At 41.0% G+C, this 19,349-nt stretch carries 17 protein-coding genes; 6 read left to right on the forward strand and 11 right to left on the reverse strand.

Annotation, left to right across the window (positions count from 1 at the left end; all coding sequences use genetic code 11):
• Nucleotides 1-273: 273 nt before the first annotated feature.
• The 5 genes from I6E69_RS07525 to I6E69_RS07545 form a co-directional block, all read right to left on the reverse strand.
• Entirely contained in the window at nucleotides 274-1,998 is a 1,725-nt protein-coding gene (locus I6E69_RS07525) for a proline--tRNA ligase (protein ID WP_024599556.1), read from the reverse strand.
• Between the two features lie 89 nt (nucleotides 1,999-2,087).
• A complete protein-coding gene (gene tsaA, locus I6E69_RS07530; protein ID WP_197120948.1) occupies nucleotides 2,088-2,792 on the reverse strand; it encodes a tRNA (N6-threonylcarbamoyladenosine(37)-N6)-methyltransferase TrmO in 705 nt (234 codons plus the stop codon).
• A 205-nt stretch (nucleotides 2,793-2,997) separates the two neighbouring features.
• Nucleotides 2,998-3,567, reverse strand: a complete 570-nt coding sequence (locus tag I6E69_RS07535; RefSeq protein WP_002961225.1) for an outer membrane beta-barrel protein — start codon at nucleotides 3,565-3,567, stop codon at nucleotides 2,998-3,000.
• 259 nt (nucleotides 3,568-3,826) lie between these two features.
• Complete coding sequence (locus I6E69_RS07540; protein ID WP_002961226.1) at nucleotides 3,827-4,291, reverse strand: acyl-CoA thioesterase; 465 nt, start codon at nucleotides 4,289-4,291, stop codon at nucleotides 3,827-3,829.
• Between the two features lie 132 nt (nucleotides 4,292-4,423).
• A complete protein-coding gene (locus I6E69_RS07545; protein WP_197120949.1) occupies nucleotides 4,424-6,070 on the reverse strand; it encodes an electron transfer flavoprotein-ubiquinone oxidoreductase in 1,647 nt (548 codons plus the stop codon).
• Nucleotides 6,071-6,291: 221 nt separating this feature from the next.
• Between I6E69_RS07545 and I6E69_RS07550 the strand changes: the two genes are divergently transcribed.
• Both I6E69_RS07550 and I6E69_RS07555 read left to right on the forward strand, forming a co-directional pair.
• Nucleotides 6,292-7,041, forward strand: a complete 750-nt coding sequence (locus I6E69_RS07550) for an electron transfer flavoprotein subunit beta/FixA family protein (RefSeq protein ID WP_182715514.1) — start codon at nucleotides 6,292-6,294, stop codon at nucleotides 7,039-7,041.
• A complete protein-coding gene (locus tag I6E69_RS07555; RefSeq protein WP_002961229.1) occupies nucleotides 7,042-7,968 on the forward strand; it encodes an electron transfer flavoprotein subunit alpha/FixB family protein in 927 nt (308 codons plus the stop codon).
• A gap of 128 nt (nucleotides 7,969-8,096) precedes the next feature.
• On the opposite strand, the gene asnS is transcribed toward I6E69_RS07555, so the two are convergent.
• On the reverse strand, nucleotides 8,097-9,494 hold the full coding sequence (asnS, locus tag I6E69_RS07560; protein WP_002961230.1) for an asparagine--tRNA ligase: 1,398 nt from the start codon (nucleotides 9,492-9,494) through the stop codon (nucleotides 8,097-8,099).
• A 297-nt stretch (nucleotides 9,495-9,791) separates the two neighbouring features.
• Here asnS and I6E69_RS07565 point away from each other — a divergent pair, with 297 nt between their 5' ends.
• Nucleotides 9,792-10,226 (forward strand): ATP-binding protein, encoded by a 435-nt coding sequence (locus I6E69_RS07565; RefSeq protein ID WP_002961231.1) that lies wholly within the window; start codon nucleotides 9,792-9,794, stop codon nucleotides 10,224-10,226.
• Between the two features lie 89 nt (nucleotides 10,227-10,315).
• Here I6E69_RS07565 and I6E69_RS07570 read toward each other — a convergent pair whose 3' ends face one another.
• From I6E69_RS07570 to bioA, 5 genes are all read right to left on the reverse strand, one after another.
• Entirely contained in the window at nucleotides 10,316-11,332 is a 1,017-nt protein-coding gene (locus I6E69_RS07570) for an ABC transporter ATP-binding protein (protein WP_197120950.1), read from the reverse strand.
• A gap of 14 nt (nucleotides 11,333-11,346) precedes the next feature.
• Nucleotides 11,347-12,846, reverse strand: coding sequence for an iron ABC transporter permease (locus I6E69_RS07575; RefSeq protein WP_197120951.1), 1,500 nt, complete (start codon nucleotides 12,844-12,846; stop codon nucleotides 11,347-11,349).
• Nucleotides 12,846-13,886 (reverse strand): extracellular solute-binding protein, encoded by a 1,041-nt coding sequence (locus tag I6E69_RS07580; protein ID WP_039487939.1) that lies wholly within the window; start codon nucleotides 13,884-13,886, stop codon nucleotides 12,846-12,848. The genes I6E69_RS07575 and I6E69_RS07580 overlap by 1 nt, the downstream gene beginning before the upstream one ends.
• A complete protein-coding gene (locus I6E69_RS07585) occupies nucleotides 13,887-14,699 on the reverse strand; it encodes a hypothetical protein (protein ID WP_193226447.1) in 813 nt (270 codons plus the stop codon). It abuts the gene before it with no gap.
• A gap of 159 nt (nucleotides 14,700-14,858) precedes the next feature.
• Nucleotides 14,859-16,160, reverse strand: a complete 1,302-nt coding sequence (gene bioA, locus I6E69_RS07590) for an adenosylmethionine--8-amino-7-oxononanoate transaminase (RefSeq protein WP_197120952.1) — start codon at nucleotides 16,158-16,160, stop codon at nucleotides 14,859-14,861.
• 94 nt (nucleotides 16,161-16,254) lie between these two features.
• On the opposite strand from bioA, the gene bioB reads away from it, so the two are divergent.
• Genes bioB through I6E69_RS07605 form a run of 3 tightly spaced genes read left to right on the forward strand, consistent with a single transcriptional unit; the run spans nucleotide 16,255 to nucleotide 19,331 of the window.
• Nucleotides 16,255-17,295, forward strand: coding sequence for a biotin synthase BioB (bioB, locus tag I6E69_RS07595; RefSeq protein WP_002961242.1), 1,041 nt, complete (start codon nucleotides 16,255-16,257; stop codon nucleotides 17,293-17,295).
• Nucleotides 17,296-17,307: 12 nt separating this feature from the next.
• Nucleotides 17,308-18,459 carry an 8-amino-7-oxononanoate synthase gene (locus I6E69_RS07600; protein WP_197120953.1) on the forward strand — a complete coding sequence of 384 codons (1,152 nt, stop codon included), beginning with the start codon at nucleotides 17,308-17,310 and terminating at the stop codon, nucleotides 18,457-18,459.
• The gene (locus tag I6E69_RS07605; protein WP_197120954.1) at nucleotides 18,456-19,331 is read left to right on the forward strand and encodes a methyltransferase domain-containing protein; all 876 of its coding nucleotides are present in this window, start codon (nucleotides 18,456-18,458) and stop codon (nucleotides 19,329-19,331) included. The genes I6E69_RS07600 and I6E69_RS07605 overlap by 4 nt, the downstream gene beginning before the upstream one ends.
• Nucleotides 19,332-19,349: the final 18 nt, after the last annotated feature.

A 19,349-nucleotide genomic window follows, 5' to 3' on the forward strand; every position in this document is an offset into this window, starting at 1 on the left:
AGGGCCGTAAGCAGGACGCGGAAGCCTTGCTCGGCTTTTTAATGGATGTAAGTCAGTAGAATAACGCAGGAGCAGTTATCGAGTCTACTAGGTTACAAACTTCGCGCTGCGATTAAATCGTCCCTAGATTGAGCGAATTTCGATCCACGAGATCAATACGCCCTAGGAAAGGTGAGTCGATGATCAGCTACCAGTACGCATTGCTATTAATTGCGCATAAAAAAGGCCGCATTTTAAATGCGGCCTTATAGTCTGCTCTAAGCGTGGGTGTTATTAACCTTTAACGGCTGCTTTAATTGCATCAATTGCTGTGTCGATATCAATCATTAGCTTTTCACCTGTACGGCGGTTTTTAAGCTCAACTTTATTCTCGTCAAGGTTACGCTCACCAATTACTAGCGTAAATGGCACACCGATTAGCTCCATGTCATTAAACATAACGCCAGGGCGCTCTTTACGATCATCAAATAACACATCAAGACCTGCATCTTTTAAACCTTGGTAAAGGTTATTTGCAATATCAGGAATACGATGCGATTTGTGCATGTTCATTGGAACAATTGCTAAATCGAATGGCGCGATTGATTTTGGCCAAATGATCCCGTATTGATCGTTGTTCTGCTCAATTGCAGCGGCAACAATACGTGAAACACCAATACCGTAACAACCCATAGTCATTGTTTGGTTTTTACCACCTTCGTTTAACACGCCGGCTTTCATGGCTTCTGAGTATTTAGTGCCAAGTTGGAAAATATGCCCAACTTCAATACCGCGTTTAATTTGCAAAGTACCTTCACCACATGGGCTCATATCGCCTTCAACAATATTACGAATATCAGCAACGTCGTAATCAGTTACGTCACGATCCCAGTTAATACCGCTGTAATGCTCGTCGTCTTTATTTGCACCGGCAACAAAATCAGCAAGTATGTTAGCTGTTCTATCAACAATAATAGGCATTGATAAGCCAACAGGGCCTAATGAGCCAGGCTTTGCGCCAATAGCAGCAACAATATCCGCCTCTGTTGCCATTTCAAGCGGAGAGTCTACTAATGGGTGTTTTTCAGCTTTTAGTTCATTTAATTCGTGATCGCCACGAAGTACTAAGGCAACTAAACCACGTACTTCATTTTCATCAGGCGTACCATAAACAATTAACGTTTTAACACCGCGATGTGGCTTAACACCGTAGTGTTTTTTAAGCTCGTTAATAGTTTTAGCGTCAGGTGTTGGAAACGCTTTAAGCTCTTTTGATGCTTCAGGGCGAGCTTCAATAGGTGCCAGTGCTTCAGCTTTTTCAATGTTAGCGGCGTAATCACTGCCATCACTAAATGCAATTGCATCTTCGCCCGACTCAGCAAGTACATGAAACTCATGCGATACGCTACCACCAATAGAGCCTGTATCGGCTATAACAGGGCGGTAATCAAGGCCTAAACGCTCAAAAATGTTACAGTATGCTTTGTGCATTGCTTGATAAGTTGCATCTAAACACTCTTCACTTAAGTGAAAAGAGTAGGCATCTTTCATTGTAAATTCACGAGCACGCATTACACCAAAACGGGGACGACGTTCGTCGCGTACTTTAGTTTGTACTTGGTATAAAGTAACCGGTAGTTGTTTGTAGCTGCTTATTTCTTTACGAACAAAATCTGTAATAACTTCTTCGTGTGTTGGGCCAAGTGCAAACGTACGGTTATGACGGTCTGTAAAGCGCATAAGCTCAGGACCAAATTCATTCCAACGACCAGACTCTTCCCACAAATCAGCAGGTTGAATAACAGGCATTAGCATTTCAATGGCGCCAGCTTTGTCCATTTCTTCACGTACAATGTTTTCTACTTTACGTAGCACGCGTAAACCAGAGGGTAACCAAGTGTATAAACCCGAAGCGACGCGACGGATCATACCGGCTCTAAGCATTAACTGATGCGATACAATTTCAGCATCTGAAGGCGTTTCTTTAAGTGTTGCGAGTATATATTGGCTTGTACGCATGTTTTTTCCGAAATAGAGTAATTATATTCTTTTAATAGAGCTTAAGTTTACCAGCGGATGCTTTTACACTAAAGCGCTAAGTGAGTTATTTAGGTTTTTTCTATGCTTGTTACTAAGTTATGTGCATTATTAACCTGCCAGCGAATATTAAAGTCATAGAGAGTCATCCCGTAGCTTTGCATTTCTTCTTTTTGTTTTTTATAAGCAGGGCGAGGATCTTGTTTTAAAACATTGGCTATAAAATCATGTAAGTCTGGGTATTGTGATTGGGCATTAACGAACTCAATTGCCTGAGGGCTAAATTCAACCGTCATTTGTGTTTCAGGGCGCGTGTCAGCAAAGCCAGCGCTTGCATCGGGCATTGAGTCTGAATAAGGCAAATACGGTTTTATATCAATGATTGGTGTGCCATCAAGTAAATCAATCCCAGCAAGTAATAAGCTAAGCTGTCCGTTTTTATATTCAATGCCTTCAAGTTTTACAGCGCTCATTCCAATCGCGTTGGGTCTAAATGTAGCGCGGGTAGCGAATACGCCTTTTCGCTCATTACCACCTAATCGTGGAGGGCGTACCATAGCAGAATAACCTTTATCAGCTGTTTCATGAAAACGAAATAGCAACCAAATATGAGTAAATTCATCGAGCCCGCGTACAAATTCTTCGCGATTAAAATCAGGTGCAAAAATAAGCTTTGCTTTAGCTTGGGGCACTAAACGCGGTTGCCTAGGTATAGCAAACTTTTGTTTATAAGGAGATTCAATGTGGCCAATAGCCGAAATGGTGTAATCGCTCATAGTACTCGGGTACAAATAAAATAGAGCGCTATTCTACCCGCATTTAGTCTTTATCGCATTAAGGTAAGAAAGTTTATTACTTATAAACCGCTCGGTTTAAATCTTTAATTAGACTGAATGGTTTATATGAGTGTATCAATTAAAAAGAGCCTGAAACAAAAAAGGTAAGCCCTTAGGCTTACCTTTTATACATGTTAAATATTAATTAAAACATGTACTGAACTGATACAGATGCTACATCCATATCTGGATCAATATCGTCATCAAGTTTGTAGCGTTCGTACTCTAAACGAAATTGTACATTTGTTGTAAGTGCGTATTCAATACCCGCACCATAAAACGCATCACCACCATCTGTAGAAGCTGTTACACCGCCTACTGGTAAATCTTGTGTGTAATCTGCATCCCACTCAAGCCAACCGCCTTTTGCATATACCGAAAAGCTTTCTGTTATTGGGTAGCCCAAACGTGCGGCAAGCGATACGCCATCAATTTCAGCTTTGCTGTCTATATCACTTACTTCATCAAAGTTTTGATAAGCAAGTTCTAAGCTTAGGTATTCGTTAAACTGAGTACCAATATAGCCTTTAAGCATTTGTGCATCGTCGTCAAAGTCAGTGTCGTTGTCACTGTCTTCAAATTCAAAAGAATATTGACCGTAACCGATACCAGTATAAATACGTGGAGAATCGAAATCAGAAATGTCAGCGTGTGCTGCAGAGTTAAAACCCAGTGTTGCTAGTGCAATAGCTGAAAGAGAAAGTGTTTTAATCATTGAATAGCTCCTTTACAAAAAATAATCAAATGCTTGATTTCATTAATCAAACTTCAATTACTTACTTGCAGCGAGCGTGCCAATATTAAAATGGATTAAAAACACGCCATAATTAGTTCTTTTGTATTGGTTTTTACATTATTTAGCGTGTTTTATAATCAAAGTGAACTTTTGTGTAATCGTGTACTCTAAAATAAGTTGTATGTTTTACAAAGTATAATGAGTTTTTTACATAGCCTTACTTTATTTAAATTACTAATTAGACTTCGTGAAGTAAGTTTTCTGTTTCAATTGCTATTTCTTTCATTTTTATAGCGTAATTTTCTAATTTAATGTCTTCATCGGTCACTGCTTTAAACGAAGGCACTTCTATTGGGTAGCCCGTTTCATCCATTGCAATAAAGCTGATAACACAATGGTTTGTTTCAACCATATTTTGCGTTTTTGGATCGCCACACCTAACTTGAATAAATATTTGCATGCTACTTCTACCCGTATGGGCAATTTTAGCTTCTACTTCGACTATTTGACCCACTAAAATAGGGCGTCTAAATTTAACACCCGCAACCGAAACAGTTACGCAGTAATGACCACTCCAACCTGCAGCGCACGCATAACCTGCTTGGTCAATCCACTTCATGACGGCCCCACCATGAACTTTACCACCAAAATTAACATCAGTAGGCTCTGCTAAAAAACGAAAAATAACTTTTGACGACGGCATAAATAACACTCTTATTATTAAAACTACTATTAGCATAACGTAAAAAAGGGGCCGAAGCCCCTGCAATTTAGGATATGTTTATAATTTATATGTAAAAAACGTAGTTATATAGCTATACAGCGCATAATTTAGTTACATATTAGGATAATTTGGCCCACCTGCACCTTCAGGTGTTACCCATGTAATGTTTTGGCTTGGGTCTTTAATATCGCAGGTTTTACAGTGCACACAGTTTTGGGCATTAATAACAAACTCTTTATTGCCTGCAATTTCTTGTACTTCGTAAACGCCTGCTGGGCAATAACGTTGTGCGGGTTCATCAAATTTAACTAAATTTACGTTAATAGGAATTGACGCATCTTTAAGCTTTAAATGACACGGCTGTGATTCTTCGTGGTTAGTATTTGATAAAAACACACTTGAGAGTTTATCAAAGCTAAGGTGTCCATCTGGTTTTGGATACGCAATTTTGTCAGCGGCGTTAGCATCAACAAGGGTAGAGTGATCGGGCGTATTATCTTTAAATGTAAACGGTAAACCGCCATTAAAAATATTTTGATCAAGCGTGTTATACGCACCACCTAAAAATTTACCGAGCTTGTGCATTGCAGGGCCAAAGTTACGAGATTGATATAACTCTTTATATGCCCACGATTGCTCAAACGCAGTTTGATAATAAGTTAAATCGGTATTTGCCAACTCATTTTGCAATGCTTCAAAAATAACTTCAGCGGCAACCATTCCCGATTTCATTGCAGTGTGATTACCTTTAATTTTTGCAAAATTAAGTGTGCCTGCATCGCATCCTACAAGTAGGCCACCTGCAAAATGCATTTTTGGTAATGAATGTAAACCGCCCTTAGCAATAGCACGCGCACCGTAAGCAACACGTTCAGCGCCTTCAAGTACGTTTTTAAATACTGGATGGTGCTTCATTCGCTGAAACTCATCGAACGGGCTTAAATGAGGGTTTGAGTAATTTAAATCAACAATTAAACCCACAACAACTTGGTTGTTTTCACTGTGATACATAAATGCACCACCATTAGTATCGCCGCTAAGTGGCCAACCTGTACCATGAACAACTTTGCCAAGCTCATGCTTACTTTCATCAATTTGCCAAATTTCTTTAAAGCCTAAACCGTAATGCTGCGGCGATGAATCTGCATCAAGTGCAAACTCATTAATTAGCTGCTTACCTAAATGACCTCGGCAACCTTCGGCAAAAATAGTGTATTTTGCACGAAGCTCCATGCCTGGCATGTAACCGTCTTTTTCATTACCATCTTTGTCTACACCCATATCGCCAGTAATAATGCCTTTTACTGCTTCATCTTCAATTATTAAAGCGTGTGCGCTAAATCCTGGAAATATCTCTACGCCTAAGCTCTCAGCTTGCTCTGCAAGCCATCGACATACATTGCCCATAGATACAATGTAGTTACCATCATTATGAAATGTTTTTGGTGTAGCAAAGTAGGGGATTGATGTCGCTTTTTGCTCGTTATTAAACCAATAAATTTCATCGTTAGTTACTTTGGTTGTAACCGGTGCGCCAAGCTCTTGCCAATTAGGTAGTAGTTCATCCAAAGCTTTGGTTTCAAAAACAGCACCAGAGAGTACATGTGCACCTACTTCGGAACCTTTTTCGACTACGCAAATCATGCACTCTTGTTGTTTTTCTTGTGCTAATTGCGCGAGTTTAATTGCACTTGAAAGCCCAGCAGGGCCTGCACCAACAATTACTACATCAAATTCCATGGTTTCACGTTCGACCATAATAACCTCTTTATCTATGACGGACTTATTTGAATGTTTACTACGCATTTAAATAAGGTGTACAGCCTATTTATAACCTTGCAAATTAAACGTTACAGACTGTGAATAGTTAAAGGTTATTTTAGGTTGACGTTTACGTCAACAGGAAGTAGTCTAATTTCATAAAATAAATAGGTTGACGTGCACGTTACCTTGTAGGTTTAAATAATTATGGAGTTCCTATGAAAGTTCTCGTACCAATAAAAAGAGTGATTGATTACAACGTAAAAGCACGCGTTAAAAGTGATAACAGCGACGTTGATTTAACCAACGTTAAAATGGCAATGAACCCTTTTTGTGAGATTGCTATAGAAGAAGCAATTCGCCTTAAAGAAGCCGGTACCGCCACTGAAGTGGTTGCCGTAACTATTGGTCCAAAAGCATCACAAGAACAATTACGCACAGCATTAGCATTGGGCGCTGACAAAGCCATTCACATCGAAACCGATGAAAAGCTCGAGTCACTTCATATTGCAAAGTTACTCGCTAAAATTGTAGAGCAAGAAACGCCTGAACTTGTCATTTTAGGTAAGCAGTCAATTGACTCAGATAATAATCAAACAGGTCAAATGCTTGCTGCATTAACTAATCGCGGGCAGGGTACATTTGCATCAAAAGTAGTTATTGAAAATGGCAAAGTAAACGTAACACGCGAAGTTGATGGCGGGCTGCAAACGGTAGCACTTAACTTACCGGCGGTTGTTACAACTGATTTACGCTTGAATGAGCCTCGCTATGCATCACTGCCAAATATTATGAAAGCCAAACGTAAGCCGCTTGAAGTAATAGCAGCAGATTCGCTTGGTGTTGATTTAACACCGCGTATGCAATTAATAAGTGTAGAAGAGCCAGCTAAACGCACCGCAGGAATTATTGTTGAAGACGTAGCGCAGCTTGTAGAAAAATTAAAAACAGAGGCAAAGGTGATTTAAATGAAAACACTCGTAATTGCAGAGCACGACAACGGTGCCTTAAAACCAGAAACCTCAAAAACTATTAACGCCGCAGTAAAAATGGGTTTTTCTATTGATGTACTAATTGCAGGTAACAACTTAAGCGCAATGAGCTCACAAGTTGCCAGCATTGATGGCGTAGCTAATGTTTTAGTTGCCGATAATAGCGTTTATGAACATCAGTTAGCTGAGAGCATGAGCGATTTAGTTTTATCAATTAGCGACAACTACAGCCACATTGTTGCAAGTGCTACTACAACGGGCAAAAACTTTATGCCACGTGTTGCCGCGCTATTAGATGTTGCGCAAATTTCTGAAATTATCGCAGTAGTGGACGCCGATACATTTAAACGTCCAATTTATGCAGGTAATGCAATCGCCACGGTTAAATCACTCGACAGTAAAAAAGTAATTACCGTACGTGCCAGTAGCTTCGATTTACAAGGTGAGCAATCAGCCGCTGCTATAACAAATATTGATACAGTATCAGATTCGCAATTAAGCAGCTTTGTAAGTGTTGAGCAAACAGAATCAGAACGCCCTGAGCTTACAGCAGCTAGTGTGGTCATATCGGGTGGTCGCGGTATGCAAAACGGCGAAAACTTTGCATTACTTAATGGTATTGCCGATAAACTAGGTGCAGCTATTGGTGCATCGCGCGCTGCAGTTGATGCGGGCTTTGTACCTAACGACATGCAAGTAGGGCAAACAGGTAAAATTGTAGCGCCTAACTTATATATTGCAGTAGGTATCAGCGGTGCTATTCAGCATTTAGCCGGCATGAAAGATTCAAAAGTAATCGTCGCGATTAATAAAGACCCAGACGCACCTATTTTTCAAGTTGCAGATTACGGGTTAGTGGCTGATTTGTTTGAAGTACTGCCACAGTTAGAGAGTGCTTTATAGCCTTTAAATAAACAAACTTATTCTGGTTGAAAGCCGTGGTGCTCATTGAGTGCTGCGGCTTTTTTATACGGTTAATTCAAGACACAAAAAAACCAGCCAATTGGCTGGTTTTTACGGCTAACTTAGTATTAGTAAGTTGCGCTGCCTTTAGTACGAGGGAAGGCAATAACGTCACGTACGTTGCCCATACCTGTTACGTAAGCAACTAAGCGTTCAAAGCCTAAACCAAAGCCTGAATGTGGCACGCTACCGTATTTACGTAAATCGCGGTACCAGCTGTAATCTTCTTTGTTTAAGCCCATTTCTTCTAAGCGTGCATCAAGCACATCAAGGCGTTCTTCACGTTGTGAACCGCCAATGATCTCACCAATACCAGGTGCTACAACGTCCATTGCGGCAACGGTTTTACCGTCTTCGTTTTGGCGCATGTAGAATGCTTTAATATCACGTGGGTAGTTTTTAATAACTACCGGTGCTTTAAAGTGCTCTTCAGCTAAGTAACGCTCGTGCTCAGACTGTAAATCTACGCCCCATTCAACAGCGTACTCAAACTTTTTGCCACAGTTTTTAAGGATTTCTACAGCGTCTGTGTAGTCAACTTGTGCAAAGTCTTTATCTACAAACTCTTCTAAACGTGTAATTGCGGTTTTTTCTACACGTTGTGCAAAAAATTCCATGTCATCACGGCGCTCTTCAAGTACGGCTTTAAACACATACTTAAGCATGTTTTCAGCAAGTTTTGCTATGTCTTCTAAATCTGCAAACGCTACTTCAGGCTCTACCATCCAAAATTCTGCAAGGTGGCGAGATGTATTTGAATTCTCTGCGCGGAATGTAGGGCCAAATGTATAAATTTTTGACATTGCAGACGCGTAAGTTTCGCCATTTAACTGACCAGATACAGTAAGGAATGCTTCTTTACCGAAGAAATCTTCGCTGTAATCAACATCGCCTTTATCTGTAAGCGGTAAGTTTTGCATATCAAGCGTAGATACACGGAACATTTCGCCAGCGCCTTCACAGTCACTTGCCGTAATGATTGGCGTGCTGATCCAGTAAAAGCCTTGCTCGTGGTAAAAACGGTGAATAGCTTGTGCTAAACAGTTGCGTACACGAGTTACCGCGCCAATCATATTTGTACGAGGGCGAAGGTGAGCGTGCTCACGTAAGTACTCAATGCTGTGGCGCTTTGCCGACATTGGGTATGAATCTGGGTTTTCTACCCAACCTAACACAGTCACTGAGTTAGCTTGAATTTCGTAAGATTGACCCTGGCCAGCAGATTGAACTAAAACACCAGTAACCGACACAGAACAACCGGCTGTTAAGCTAGTAACTTCATCATAATTATTCAGTGAATTAGGAACTACCGCTTGAATAGGATCAAAACACGAACCGTCATGAACGGCTAAAAATGAAATTCCTGCTTTTGAATCGCGGCGAGTACGGATCCAGCCTTTAATTGTTACTTGGCTGTCTACCGCAACATTGCCTTTTAATAGCTCTGAAATCGCTAAATGGCTCATCTTCACTCCAATGATATAAGTTGCCTAACTATTTTATTTTAACTGTGCGCAACACGCGGGCATAAATTGCACATAAACGGCGCTGCACTTGAACCCTGTATCTTACCTAGTAAAGTTAAATAAAAAAACTATTGTGGGCAACTCTTTAAAAGTTTTTATGCATGCGGTTTATTTTTAAACAGTTTTTAGAGTTTAATTGCCACTATTATGATTTGTTGCTCTGAAATTTAATGATTTTGTGGCATTATTAACATCCAAACTAAATTAATATTTATTCACCCTTAAAAAATCGATGCTATGAAACAAGTTTTTATTTTACGAGGACTACCAGGAAGTGGTAAGTCTTACTACGCGCAAAGCCTTGCTGACGAATTAGGTGGAGCCGACGAAAGTCAGTATCTAATTTGCTCAACTGATGATTACTTTAATAATGAGCAGGGCGAATATCATTTCGATAAATTTAAGTTACCACAATTTCATAATTTAAATTTGGCGCGCTTTATAAATGCACTTGCTCAAGGCATTCCATTGGTGATTGTAGATAACACCAATATTAAAAAGTGGGAATTTATAGCTTACTCTCAAGCTGCCGTTGCTTTAGGTTATCAAGTAAAAGAAGTGATAGTGGGTGAAGTAAAAGACAAAGCTATGCAGCACCTATACGCTAAACGAAACTCACATAATGTGCCGTTAAAAACCATAAGTAAAATGGCCTACATGTTTGAGTGGTAGTGCTTCGAGTTTAGTTAGTAACATACATAGCAATACCTATTAAAAAGCCCATATATGGGCTTTTTTGGTTTATGTAAGTTACAAGGTAGTTAAGCTTTTCGTTTATAAACCGCTAATGGGTGCGATGTGCTTAGTGATACGTGCACTTCATCGCCTGGGTTTACCACAACTTCATGGCTTACTCTGCTAGTTACAACCGTAGAACACGCAAGTTTTACAGCGCACAAGCGGCTGCCACCTTCAAAACGTACCCAAATTACTTCGCCGTTATTGCCAACACTGCTTTGTACAAGTAATACATCGTCTGGTCGAAGTAGTACATCAACGTCGCCACTTTCACAGTCAACGCCATGAGCGGGCGCATTACCAATTGAGGTAGTGGCTTGTCCTTGGTTAAATTGGCCGCTAATAAAGCTGGCTTCACCTAAAAAGCGTGCCACAAAGCGATTGTTTGGGGTACTAAAACAGCGCTCGGGTGTATCGATTTGCTGAATTTTGCCGCCTTTAAGCACACCAACACGATCGCCAACGGAGAGTGCTTCTTCTTGGTCGTGTGTTACCCAAATAGCAGGTACGCCAGCGGCTTTAAGTGCGTTTCTAATATCCCAACGAAGCATGTCTTTAAGGGCAGCATCTAAGTTTGAAAGCGGCTCATCAAGTAATACAAAGTCAGGTTGGTGGGCAAGGGTACGCGCAAGTGCAACGCGTTGCTTTTGTCCGCCAGAAAGCGTTGCTGGTTTTTTATCTCTAAAATCGCTCAACCCAAGTAGGTTTATCCAATACTCAGCAGGGGCTGTATCTTTTAATCTAAAGCAAATGTTTTGCTGTACGGTTAAGTGCGGAAATAACGCAAAATCTTGAAAAACCATACCTACACTGCGTTTTTCAGGAGGTATTGTTAATTTGGGTGTAGCGCGCCATTTACCCGTGTTTATTTCGCCTTCGCTAATAGGTATAAGGCCAGCAAGGGCTTGTAAAATTGTACTTTTACCACAACCTGTTGGCCCTACAAGCATAAGGATTTCGTTTTCACCCAGCGAAAAGTTTAAATCGCTTACTACGCGGTTACTGCCATAATCTATAGACAACTGACTTACAGATAGCATTGTTTCTTAAATCCTTAATGTTCAAACTGGTCGCGTTTTTCGCCAGACATCATAATAGCTAACCCGCAGGCAGATATCACTACTAACAATAACCCAGGAATCGCGGCGCGACCAAAATAGCCCGCTTCGTATACACGCCATAAATAAGTAGAGAGGGTTTCAAACCCTGTTGGACCAAGTAGTAGCGTGGCTTCGAGTTCGCGCATTGACTCTAAAAACACCAGTGCTGCACCGGCAATAATACCGCGCATAGTTAAAGGTAGTGTTATGCGAGTAAATACTTCACGTGGGCTTGCCCCTAATACGCGGGCAGACTTCACTAAGCTTGGATCTAAGTGTTCAGTGCTTGTTCTAACAGAGCCTACAGCAAGTGGTAAAAATCGCAGCATATAAGCAATAATAAGCAATCCCAGTGTTTGATATAAAAACGGTAACTGCAAACCACCGTAAACAAGCGCTGTGCCCATTACTATGCCCGGTATACCAAAACCAAAGTAAGTAACACGCTCCATTATACGACCCGCTTTTCCACTCAGTGCGGCATGTGCAACAGGGATCGCAACGATAACAGCTACAATTGCCGCAATACCCGATGCATACGTAGAGTTCCATGCAATATTAAAATCAAATGAGCTAAAACCATCGCGAGCTAACCAAAGCGAAAATATAGCCAAAGGCAAGCCAATAGCGAGTAGTAAAACAGGTGCAAACGTAACAAACATCGCACTTAATTGTAATTTACTTGGAAATAAAATTAACGGGCGACCATGGCGCTCAGGTGCTGTTTTTATTTGTGATTCAACTAAAAGTAAAAAGCCAACAATAACCATCAGTTGAAGCGAAAGCATTGCAGCGCGTCCTAACGCAAAGGCGTTGTATTCAACATAAATTACGCGAGTAAAGGTATCTAAGCGCATCATTGCGGGCGTACCAAAGTCAGATAACGTATAAAGCGCGACTAACAATGAGCCTGCTGCAATACCGTTAACTACGCGCGGTAATATCACTTTGAATATACTTTGCGTCATCGACATGCCCAGCGTACGCGCAGCGTTAACCATGCTTGCGTCAAGGCTTAGTAAGGATGAGCGAGTTGTCATCATTACAAACGGGAAGGTATAAAGCGTCATTACAATGGCGGCACCTGTTAGGCCATACATAGATGGTGTTTCTATTCCTGTTAAGGTATTTATTTCGCCACCGGGGCCAAAAGCAGCATAGAGGGTAAATGCGCCAATATAACTGGGAATTGCCAGTGGGGCTGCAAATACAACCAGCCAGAGCTTTTTAAATGGTAAATGCACATACGCGCTAATAAACGCCAGTGGCACACCAATTAAAATAGATCCGAGTACCGTTAAACCCATTAACGATAACGTGTTACCTAAAATTTGAAGATTGTGGGTGTCAAACACTGAGCTTGCATCACTTGCAAGCACAATTAATACATAAACAGGGGTAAGCGCAACAAGCGCTGCAAGCAGCGCCATTGGATAAGAGGCAGGTATTTTCATTACAATACGCCGCTGCTTCGCATCAAATCTATAGTAGGGCGTAAATCAGCTAGCTGTGTTAAATCTACTTTAGGTGGAGAAATATTAGCAAGTGACGGTAAACCCTCAGGTTGGGTAATACCATTTACTAACGGAATTTCGTACGCTTCACTGGCTAAGTAACCTTGTACTTCTTTACTTAGTAAGTAACGCATAAAGTTAGTTGCAAGCGGATCGTCGTTAAGCGCTAATACACCCGATGCATTAACTAAACAGCCCGCATCATTTTGTGTAAATGCTAAATCTAGCTTGGCATCAGGCTTACCTGATTTTAAACGCAAAGTGTAATAGTGATTTGCAAAACCAATATCAACTTCACCGCGCTCAACGCCCATAACAACACCTAGCTCGCCGGCGTATGTTTTAGCACGTTTTTGAACCTTTTTAAGCCACTTAGCGGTTTTGTCATCGCCTTCTAAGATTCGCATTGCGGTTACAAACGATTGAAAAGAAGCGTAGGCGGGCGCCCAGCCAATACTTAAATCGCTGTCGGCAATTTCCATAATACTTGTTGGAATTTGATCTTTGGTCAAACGCGACGTGTTATATGGCAATGTACGAATACGGCCAGTTACTGGTGCCCACTCTTTATATCTAAACTGTGGTTGTAACTGAGCAGATAAATCACCCGGGATAGGTTGTGCAAGGCCTGCATCGGTTACTAAACCAATTGCGCCTGAATCAACCGCCCAAAATAAATCAGCGCGGCGAACGCCGGCTTTAGCTTCTGCAACAATCGTATTTGCTAAAGCAGCAGTAGGACCTCGGCGTATACCGAGTTTAAAGTCTGGATTTTTTTTCTGGATTGCTTGTAATACGTTTTCATACAAACCACCTTCGCCTCGGCCTAAATAAAGCGTTAACTCGCCTTTAAGCTTTGGTAAATCGTCAACAGAAACAGGGTTTGCTATATCAGCGGCTAGCGCACGAGAAAGAGGCAGTGGCAATGAGCCAACCACCCCTAACGCAGCTAGGCCTTGAATAAAGGTCCTACGCTTCACTTAAAATACATCCTTACGGGCTTTTTCGGCTTTTTCTATTAAAACCTTAGCGCGGTCTAATTTGGTTTGCATGTCACTGATCACATCGCGTACTTCGTCTACGCTTTTGCTGTTTTTAATGGCTTGTGGCAGTGTTACGTTAAAGTCTTTTTCCAGCACTTCAACTAGTTTTGCATCTTGTTCAATAAGTGTACCTTCAACGCCTTCAAACAGGTGCAGATAAGTATCGTGAACAATTTCAGTTGCTTCGTCTCGTAAACGCTCAGCAAATTTAGCTACTACACGGTCTAATTTGTGCTTAATTTCATCAATTGTGGCACTTTGTGTCATTTCTTTTGTAGCGGTTGCTTTTACAGTGTCTAACAAGCCTTTTTGCTGGAATTTTGCAGCAAGCTTAACAGCCCCAAGGCCTTGCCACAAGGCTATGTTCATCGCTTTTTGCTGTTTACGAACTTCCTCAGCAGGCTCTTTATTATCAATGGCCATTTTTACGCCATAAAGACCCTGCCAAATAGAAGCGTATACTGGTACAAAGTTAGTTTCTATTGCGCTGTGAAACTTAACTGATTCCCAATATTCAATTAAATCATCAGTTTTTACAGATTTTGCGCCTTTAGTGTCGTAGTCGCTTACCATGGTATCAACTTTGCCTACCATCCATTCTACTTCTTCTGCGTAACTTTTAAGGTTAGCTTGAAGATGATTAACATGCTCGCCAATAGGGCCGTTAGCTAATACTGGTTGAGCCATAAACGCCGAGGCTAGTAAAAGGCTTGCACCTAAAGTTTTGGCTGGTTTAAATAGTAATTTCATAGCAAAGAAGTCCAAAAAGGTAATTGTAAATGATAGACATTATCATATAGCTAATTGTTAACGAGATCAATAACCACAAACTCGCTTAATAGATAAAAACACTAAATGTAGCGGTAGGTTACAGTAAATAGCGCTATAACCAGTATTCACTACCAGCTATTAAGCGTAATGCTTGCCTTTAATGGCATCGTAAATGGCATCACAAAGTGTTTTTATACTGGTGTCGTCACTTATATACGGTGGCATAAGGTAAATTAGTTTACCGAATGGGCGTATCCATACACCTTGCTCTACAAAATAAGCCTGAATTTTAGCAACATCAACATTGCCCGCAGCCTCGTTTAGTTCAACAACACCTATTGCACCTAAGGTACGCACATTGGCAACCGCATCTAGTTCACTGCATTTCTTAAGTTGTTGTAGCTGGGTGTTTATTTGCTTTATTCGATGTTGCCAGTTTTGCTCAAGTAACAAGTCAATACTTGCACAGGCCGCTGCACAGGCAAGCGGATTACCCATAAAAGTAGGGCCGTGCATTAAAACACCTGCTTCACCTTCGCTTATGCCAATGGCTATTTTATCGCTAGTGATAGTGGCCGATAGCGTCATTGAACCGCCAGTTAATGCTTTACCAATACACATTATATCGGGTTCTATATTGGCGTGCTCTACAGCAAATAATTTACCTGTACGGCCAAAGCCTGTGGCAATTTCGTCGCAAATTAGCAGTACATTATATTGGGTGCACAATTTACGCACGCAGGCTAAATAATCAGGGTGATAAAAGTTCATACCACCTGCGTTTTGTACAATAGGCTCAATGATAAAGGCGGCTACTTGGCTGTGGTTTGCTTTAAAGTATTCTTCAAGCTCTTGGGCTTCGGTTTGGTTAAACTCGCCCCCAAATTGACTAACCGGTGCGGGTACAAATACATGCTCAGGTAAAAAGCCTGAATATAAACTATGCATTGAGTTAACTGGGTCGCATACGCTCATGGCTGCAAAGGTGTCGCCATGGTAGCCCTTGTAAGGCGTCATTAGTTTTTGTTTTGTTGTAATGCCTTGGCTTAACCAATATTGCAGCGCCATTTTAATTGCTACTTCAACACTTACTGAGCCGCTGTCGGCTAAAAACACTTTAGTTAAACTAGGCGGCGTTATATTTACTATTTTTTTGCAAAGCTCTACCGCGCTGTTATGCGTAATACCGCCAAACATAATGTGGCTCATATTATTAATTTGCTCAATCATGGCGTTATTTATAACAGGGTGATTATAGCCATGTATTGCGCTCCACCACGAGGCCATGCCATCGATTAATTGCTCACCAGTTTCGAGGTGAATAATGTTGTGATTTGCATGTGTAACGGGGTATACCGGAATTGGCTTAGTCATAGACGTATATGGGTGCCAAATGTGCTCACGATCAAAATCAAGGTCAATCGTATTCTTTTTAGTCATATGTAAACTTTAACTTGGTTGGCTTCGTTGACAATGGTACTTCAACTCGTAGACTAAGCCAATATCACCGTTATGAAAAAAATAAGAGAGTATTATGGAACTTGCACCTGTTCGTCACGATTGGACCCACGCTGAAGTTAAAGCATTATTTGAAATGCCATTTAACGATTTACTGTTTAAAGCCGCATCGGTTCACCGTGCTAACTTCAACCCAAATGAAGTGCAAATTTCTACGTTGTTATCAATTAAAACAGGCGCTTGCCCAGAAGACTGTAAGTACTGTCCGCAGTCGGGGCATTACCGAACAGATTTAGAACGCGAACGCTTAATAGAAGTAGAAAAAGTAGTAGAACAAGCACGCCTTGCAAAACAAAAAGGCGCTACCCGTTTTTGTATGGGGGCTGCATGGTCAGATCCAAAAGACAGAGACATGCCATACATTTCGCAAATGGTTAAAGAAGTAAAAGAGCTAGGGTTAGAAACCTGTATGACGCTGGGTAAACTCACAAACGAAAAAGCCCATGAACTTAGAGACGCTGGGCTTGATTACTACAATCATAACCTTGACACGTCTCCTGAGTATTACGAGCAAATTATATCAACCCGTACTTTTCAAGATAGATTAAATACCATTGACCACGTACGCGATGCTGGTATGAAAGTATGCTCGGGCGGAATAGTAGGTATGGGCGAGCAAGCAAGCGACCGTTTTGGACTACTTATGCAATTAGCTAATTTGCCACAACAGCCAGAAAGCGTGCCTATTAATATGCTCGTTAAAGTTAAAGGCACTCCGCTTGAAAACGTAGACGATTTAGATCACTTTGAATTTATACGTACCATAGCAACAGCGCGCATTATGATGCCACACAGTTATGTACGTTTATCGGCAGGGCGCAACGCCATGAACGAGCAAATGCAATCTATGTGCTTTTTTGCAGGCGCTAACTCAATATTTTATGGTGACAAACTACTTACCACCGAAAACCCAGACGCTGATGCCGATATGAACCTAATTAAAAAATTAGGCATGAACCCAGAAAAACGTCACGACTATTCAGACGAAGCAGTTGAAGCCTCGCTTTCATCGCAAGTAGCCGACAAAGCAACCTCTGAATTGTTTTACGAAGCGTAGGCTTTTATATCTATGCCTTTTGATTTTATAAATACGCATCTGCAGGCTCGCCAGCAAGATGCACTGCTTCGTAAACGCCACGTAGTACAACACGCTACAGCGCGCACCATAACGGTTAATAATAAAACCTATCTTAATTTTGCCAGTAACGATTACTTAGGTTTTGGTGATGTGGCTGTTAATCTTAATGACTCCCACGCATTAGGGAGTCACAGCTCAGCATTGGTTACGGGTTATCAGGCTCAGCAAAAAGCGCTTGAACAATACTTATGTGAGCAGTTCGGTTATGGCGCTGCAATGTTATTTAACTCAGGGTTTAGCGCTAATAGCAGCGTAATTAAAGCGTTGTTTCAAGATAAAGCCACTGCTCAAAACAGCGCTATTTTTCAAGATAAGTTAAATCATGCAAGCTTGATTGACGGGGCTATGCACTCAAGCGCGGCTTTAGTGCGTTTTAATCACAACGACATGAACCATTTACGCTCACGGCTCGAAAAATCAAAAGCGCAAAACAAGCTTATTATAAGCGAAGGTGTGTTTTCGATGGATGGCGATACCGCGCCTCTTAAAGAATTACTCGCACTTGCAAAACAGCACAACGCATGGCTAATGATTGACGACGCACACGGCTTTGGTGCATTAGGTAAAACAGGTTTGGGCAGTTGCGAAGCGTTTATTACTCAAACGCTGCCAGATATATTAGTCATTACTTTTGGTAAAGCAGTGGCTAGTAGTGGCGCGTGTGTATTAGGCAGTAAACAGTTTATTGATTACATGCTGCAATTTAATCGCGATTACACGTATTCAACCGCTATGTCGCCGCTTATGGCAAGCCACACACTTGCGCGTATTAAAAGCATAAAAACAGCTGATGATAAACGCGATAAGCTAAATGCCAATATTGCATTATTTAAGCAACTCGCTAAAAGCCATAATATTGCTGTAATGGAGTCAAACACAGCCATACAACCCATTGTATTAGGCTGCGCTGAGCAAACGTTGCAAGCGGCAGATAAACTTAAACAACAGGGTATTTGGCTCACTGCAATTAGACCGCCCACAGTTGCACATAACACCTCACGTTTGCGCATTACTTTAACCGCTGCACATACCGAGCAGGACATAACGCACTTAGTTAAGCATTTAGTAGGTGCAATAGCATGACTGCTCAGCCAGTATTAAAAACAGATCTAGTGCAAACACAACTTGTAAAACCGTGCCTAGTAAGTAGCGATTCAAATAAAGAATTAAATAACGAGCCAAATCGAGAGCTAAGCAAGGAGCTTAAAAAGTCTACCCAAAGTAAGTTCTCAAAGGCGGCAGCGAGTTATAACACCCATGCAAATGTACAAAAACATGCTGCGAGCGATCTATTTTCGCTAATAAAACCAGGCATTAATAAAAATAAGCTTTGTGTTGATTTAGGCGCAGGCCCGCTTGTTAATACACAACGCTTACAAAGCGTATTTGCAAGCGTTATTGCCATGGATTTGAGCTTAAACATGTTGCAAAGTAGTGATTTAACCGCACCAAAAATATGCGCAGATATGGATAACTTACCGCTACAAGCAAACAGTGTTGATATAATTTACAGTAATTTTGCAGTGCAGTGGTCTGCCAATTTTTCGGCTTTAATGCAATCACTTTACAGTATATTAAAACCAGGCGGGCAGGCGTACATAAGCACTGTGGTAGAGGGCTCACTTAACGAAATAAAAACAGCCTTTGCAGCGCTTGATTCAAACAGCCATATAAATACTTTTAATAGTGAACAGTATATAAACCAATCAGTCCAAAATGCAGGCTTTACTATTAATAGTGCTAAAAAACGTATTTACACCGATAAATACACAACACCTTTAAAAGCTATTGCCTCAATTAAAGCTATAGGTGCAACTACGCAAAATCATAATAATACGCGCCAAGGGTTACTTACCAAATCGGCGCTACAAAAAGTATGCAGTGCATATCCGCTTATAAATAACAAAGCATGTGTGTCTTATCATGTGGTGCTGTTATCATTAGAAAAACACTAAATAAGCCCAAAGACATTA

Origin of the sequence: Pseudoalteromonas sp. NZS100 (assembly GCF_015864815.1) — a bacterium.
GTDB classification, from domain to species: domain Bacteria; phylum Pseudomonadota; class Gammaproteobacteria; order Enterobacterales; family Alteromonadaceae; genus Pseudoalteromonas; species Pseudoalteromonas distincta.

What these genes read in the sequence shown, in the direction of transcription:
- I6E69_RS07525 (WP_024599556.1), bottom strand. Translation starts at nt 1,998, where the DNA reads ATGCGTACAAGCCAATATATACTCGCAACACTTAAAGAAACGCCTTCA.
- tsaA (WP_197120948.1), bottom strand. Translation starts at nt 2,792, where the DNA reads ATGAGCGATTACACCATTTCGGCTATTGGCCACATTGAATCTCCTTAT.
- I6E69_RS07535 (WP_002961225.1), bottom strand. Translation starts at nt 3,567, where the DNA reads ATGATTAAAACACTTTCTCTTTCAGCTATTGCACTAGCAACACTGGGT.
- I6E69_RS07540 (WP_002961226.1), bottom strand. Translation starts at nt 4,291, where the DNA reads ATGCCGTCGTCAAAAGTTATTTTTCGTTTTTTAGCAGAGCCTACTGAT.
- I6E69_RS07545 (WP_197120949.1), bottom strand. Translation starts at nt 6,070, where the DNA reads ATGGTCGAACGTGAAACCATGGAATTTGATGTAGTAATTGTTGGTGCA.
- I6E69_RS07550 (WP_182715514.1), top strand. Translation starts at nt 6,292, where the DNA reads ATGAAAGTTCTCGTACCAATAAAAAGAGTGATTGATTACAACGTAAAA.
- I6E69_RS07555 (WP_002961229.1), top strand. Translation starts at nt 7,042, where the DNA reads ATGAAAACACTCGTAATTGCAGAGCACGACAACGGTGCCTTAAAACCA.
- asnS (WP_002961230.1), bottom strand. Translation starts at nt 9,494, where the DNA reads ATGAGCCATTTAGCGATTTCAGAGCTATTAAAAGGCAATGTTGCGGTA.
- I6E69_RS07565 (WP_002961231.1), top strand. Translation starts at nt 9,792, where the DNA reads ATGAAACAAGTTTTTATTTTACGAGGACTACCAGGAAGTGGTAAGTCT.
- I6E69_RS07570 (WP_197120950.1), bottom strand. Translation starts at nt 11,332, where the DNA reads ATGCTATCTGTAAGTCAGTTGTCTATAGATTATGGCAGTAACCGCGTA.
- I6E69_RS07575 (WP_197120951.1), bottom strand. Translation starts at nt 12,846, where the DNA reads ATGAAAATACCTGCCTCTTATCCAATGGCGCTGCTTGCAGCGCTTGTT.
- I6E69_RS07585 (WP_193226447.1), bottom strand. Translation starts at nt 14,699, where the DNA reads ATGAAATTACTATTTAAACCAGCCAAAACTTTAGGTGCAAGCCTTTTA.
- bioA (WP_197120952.1), bottom strand. Translation starts at nt 16,160, where the DNA reads ATGACTAAAAAGAATACGATTGACCTTGATTTTGATCGTGAGCACATT.
- bioB (WP_002961242.1), top strand. Translation starts at nt 16,255, where the DNA reads ATGGAACTTGCACCTGTTCGTCACGATTGGACCCACGCTGAAGTTAAA.
- I6E69_RS07600 (WP_197120953.1), top strand. Translation starts at nt 17,308, where the DNA reads ATGCCTTTTGATTTTATAAATACGCATCTGCAGGCTCGCCAGCAAGAT.
- I6E69_RS07605 (WP_197120954.1), top strand. Translation starts at nt 18,456, where the DNA reads ATGACTGCTCAGCCAGTATTAAAAACAGATCTAGTGCAAACACAACTT.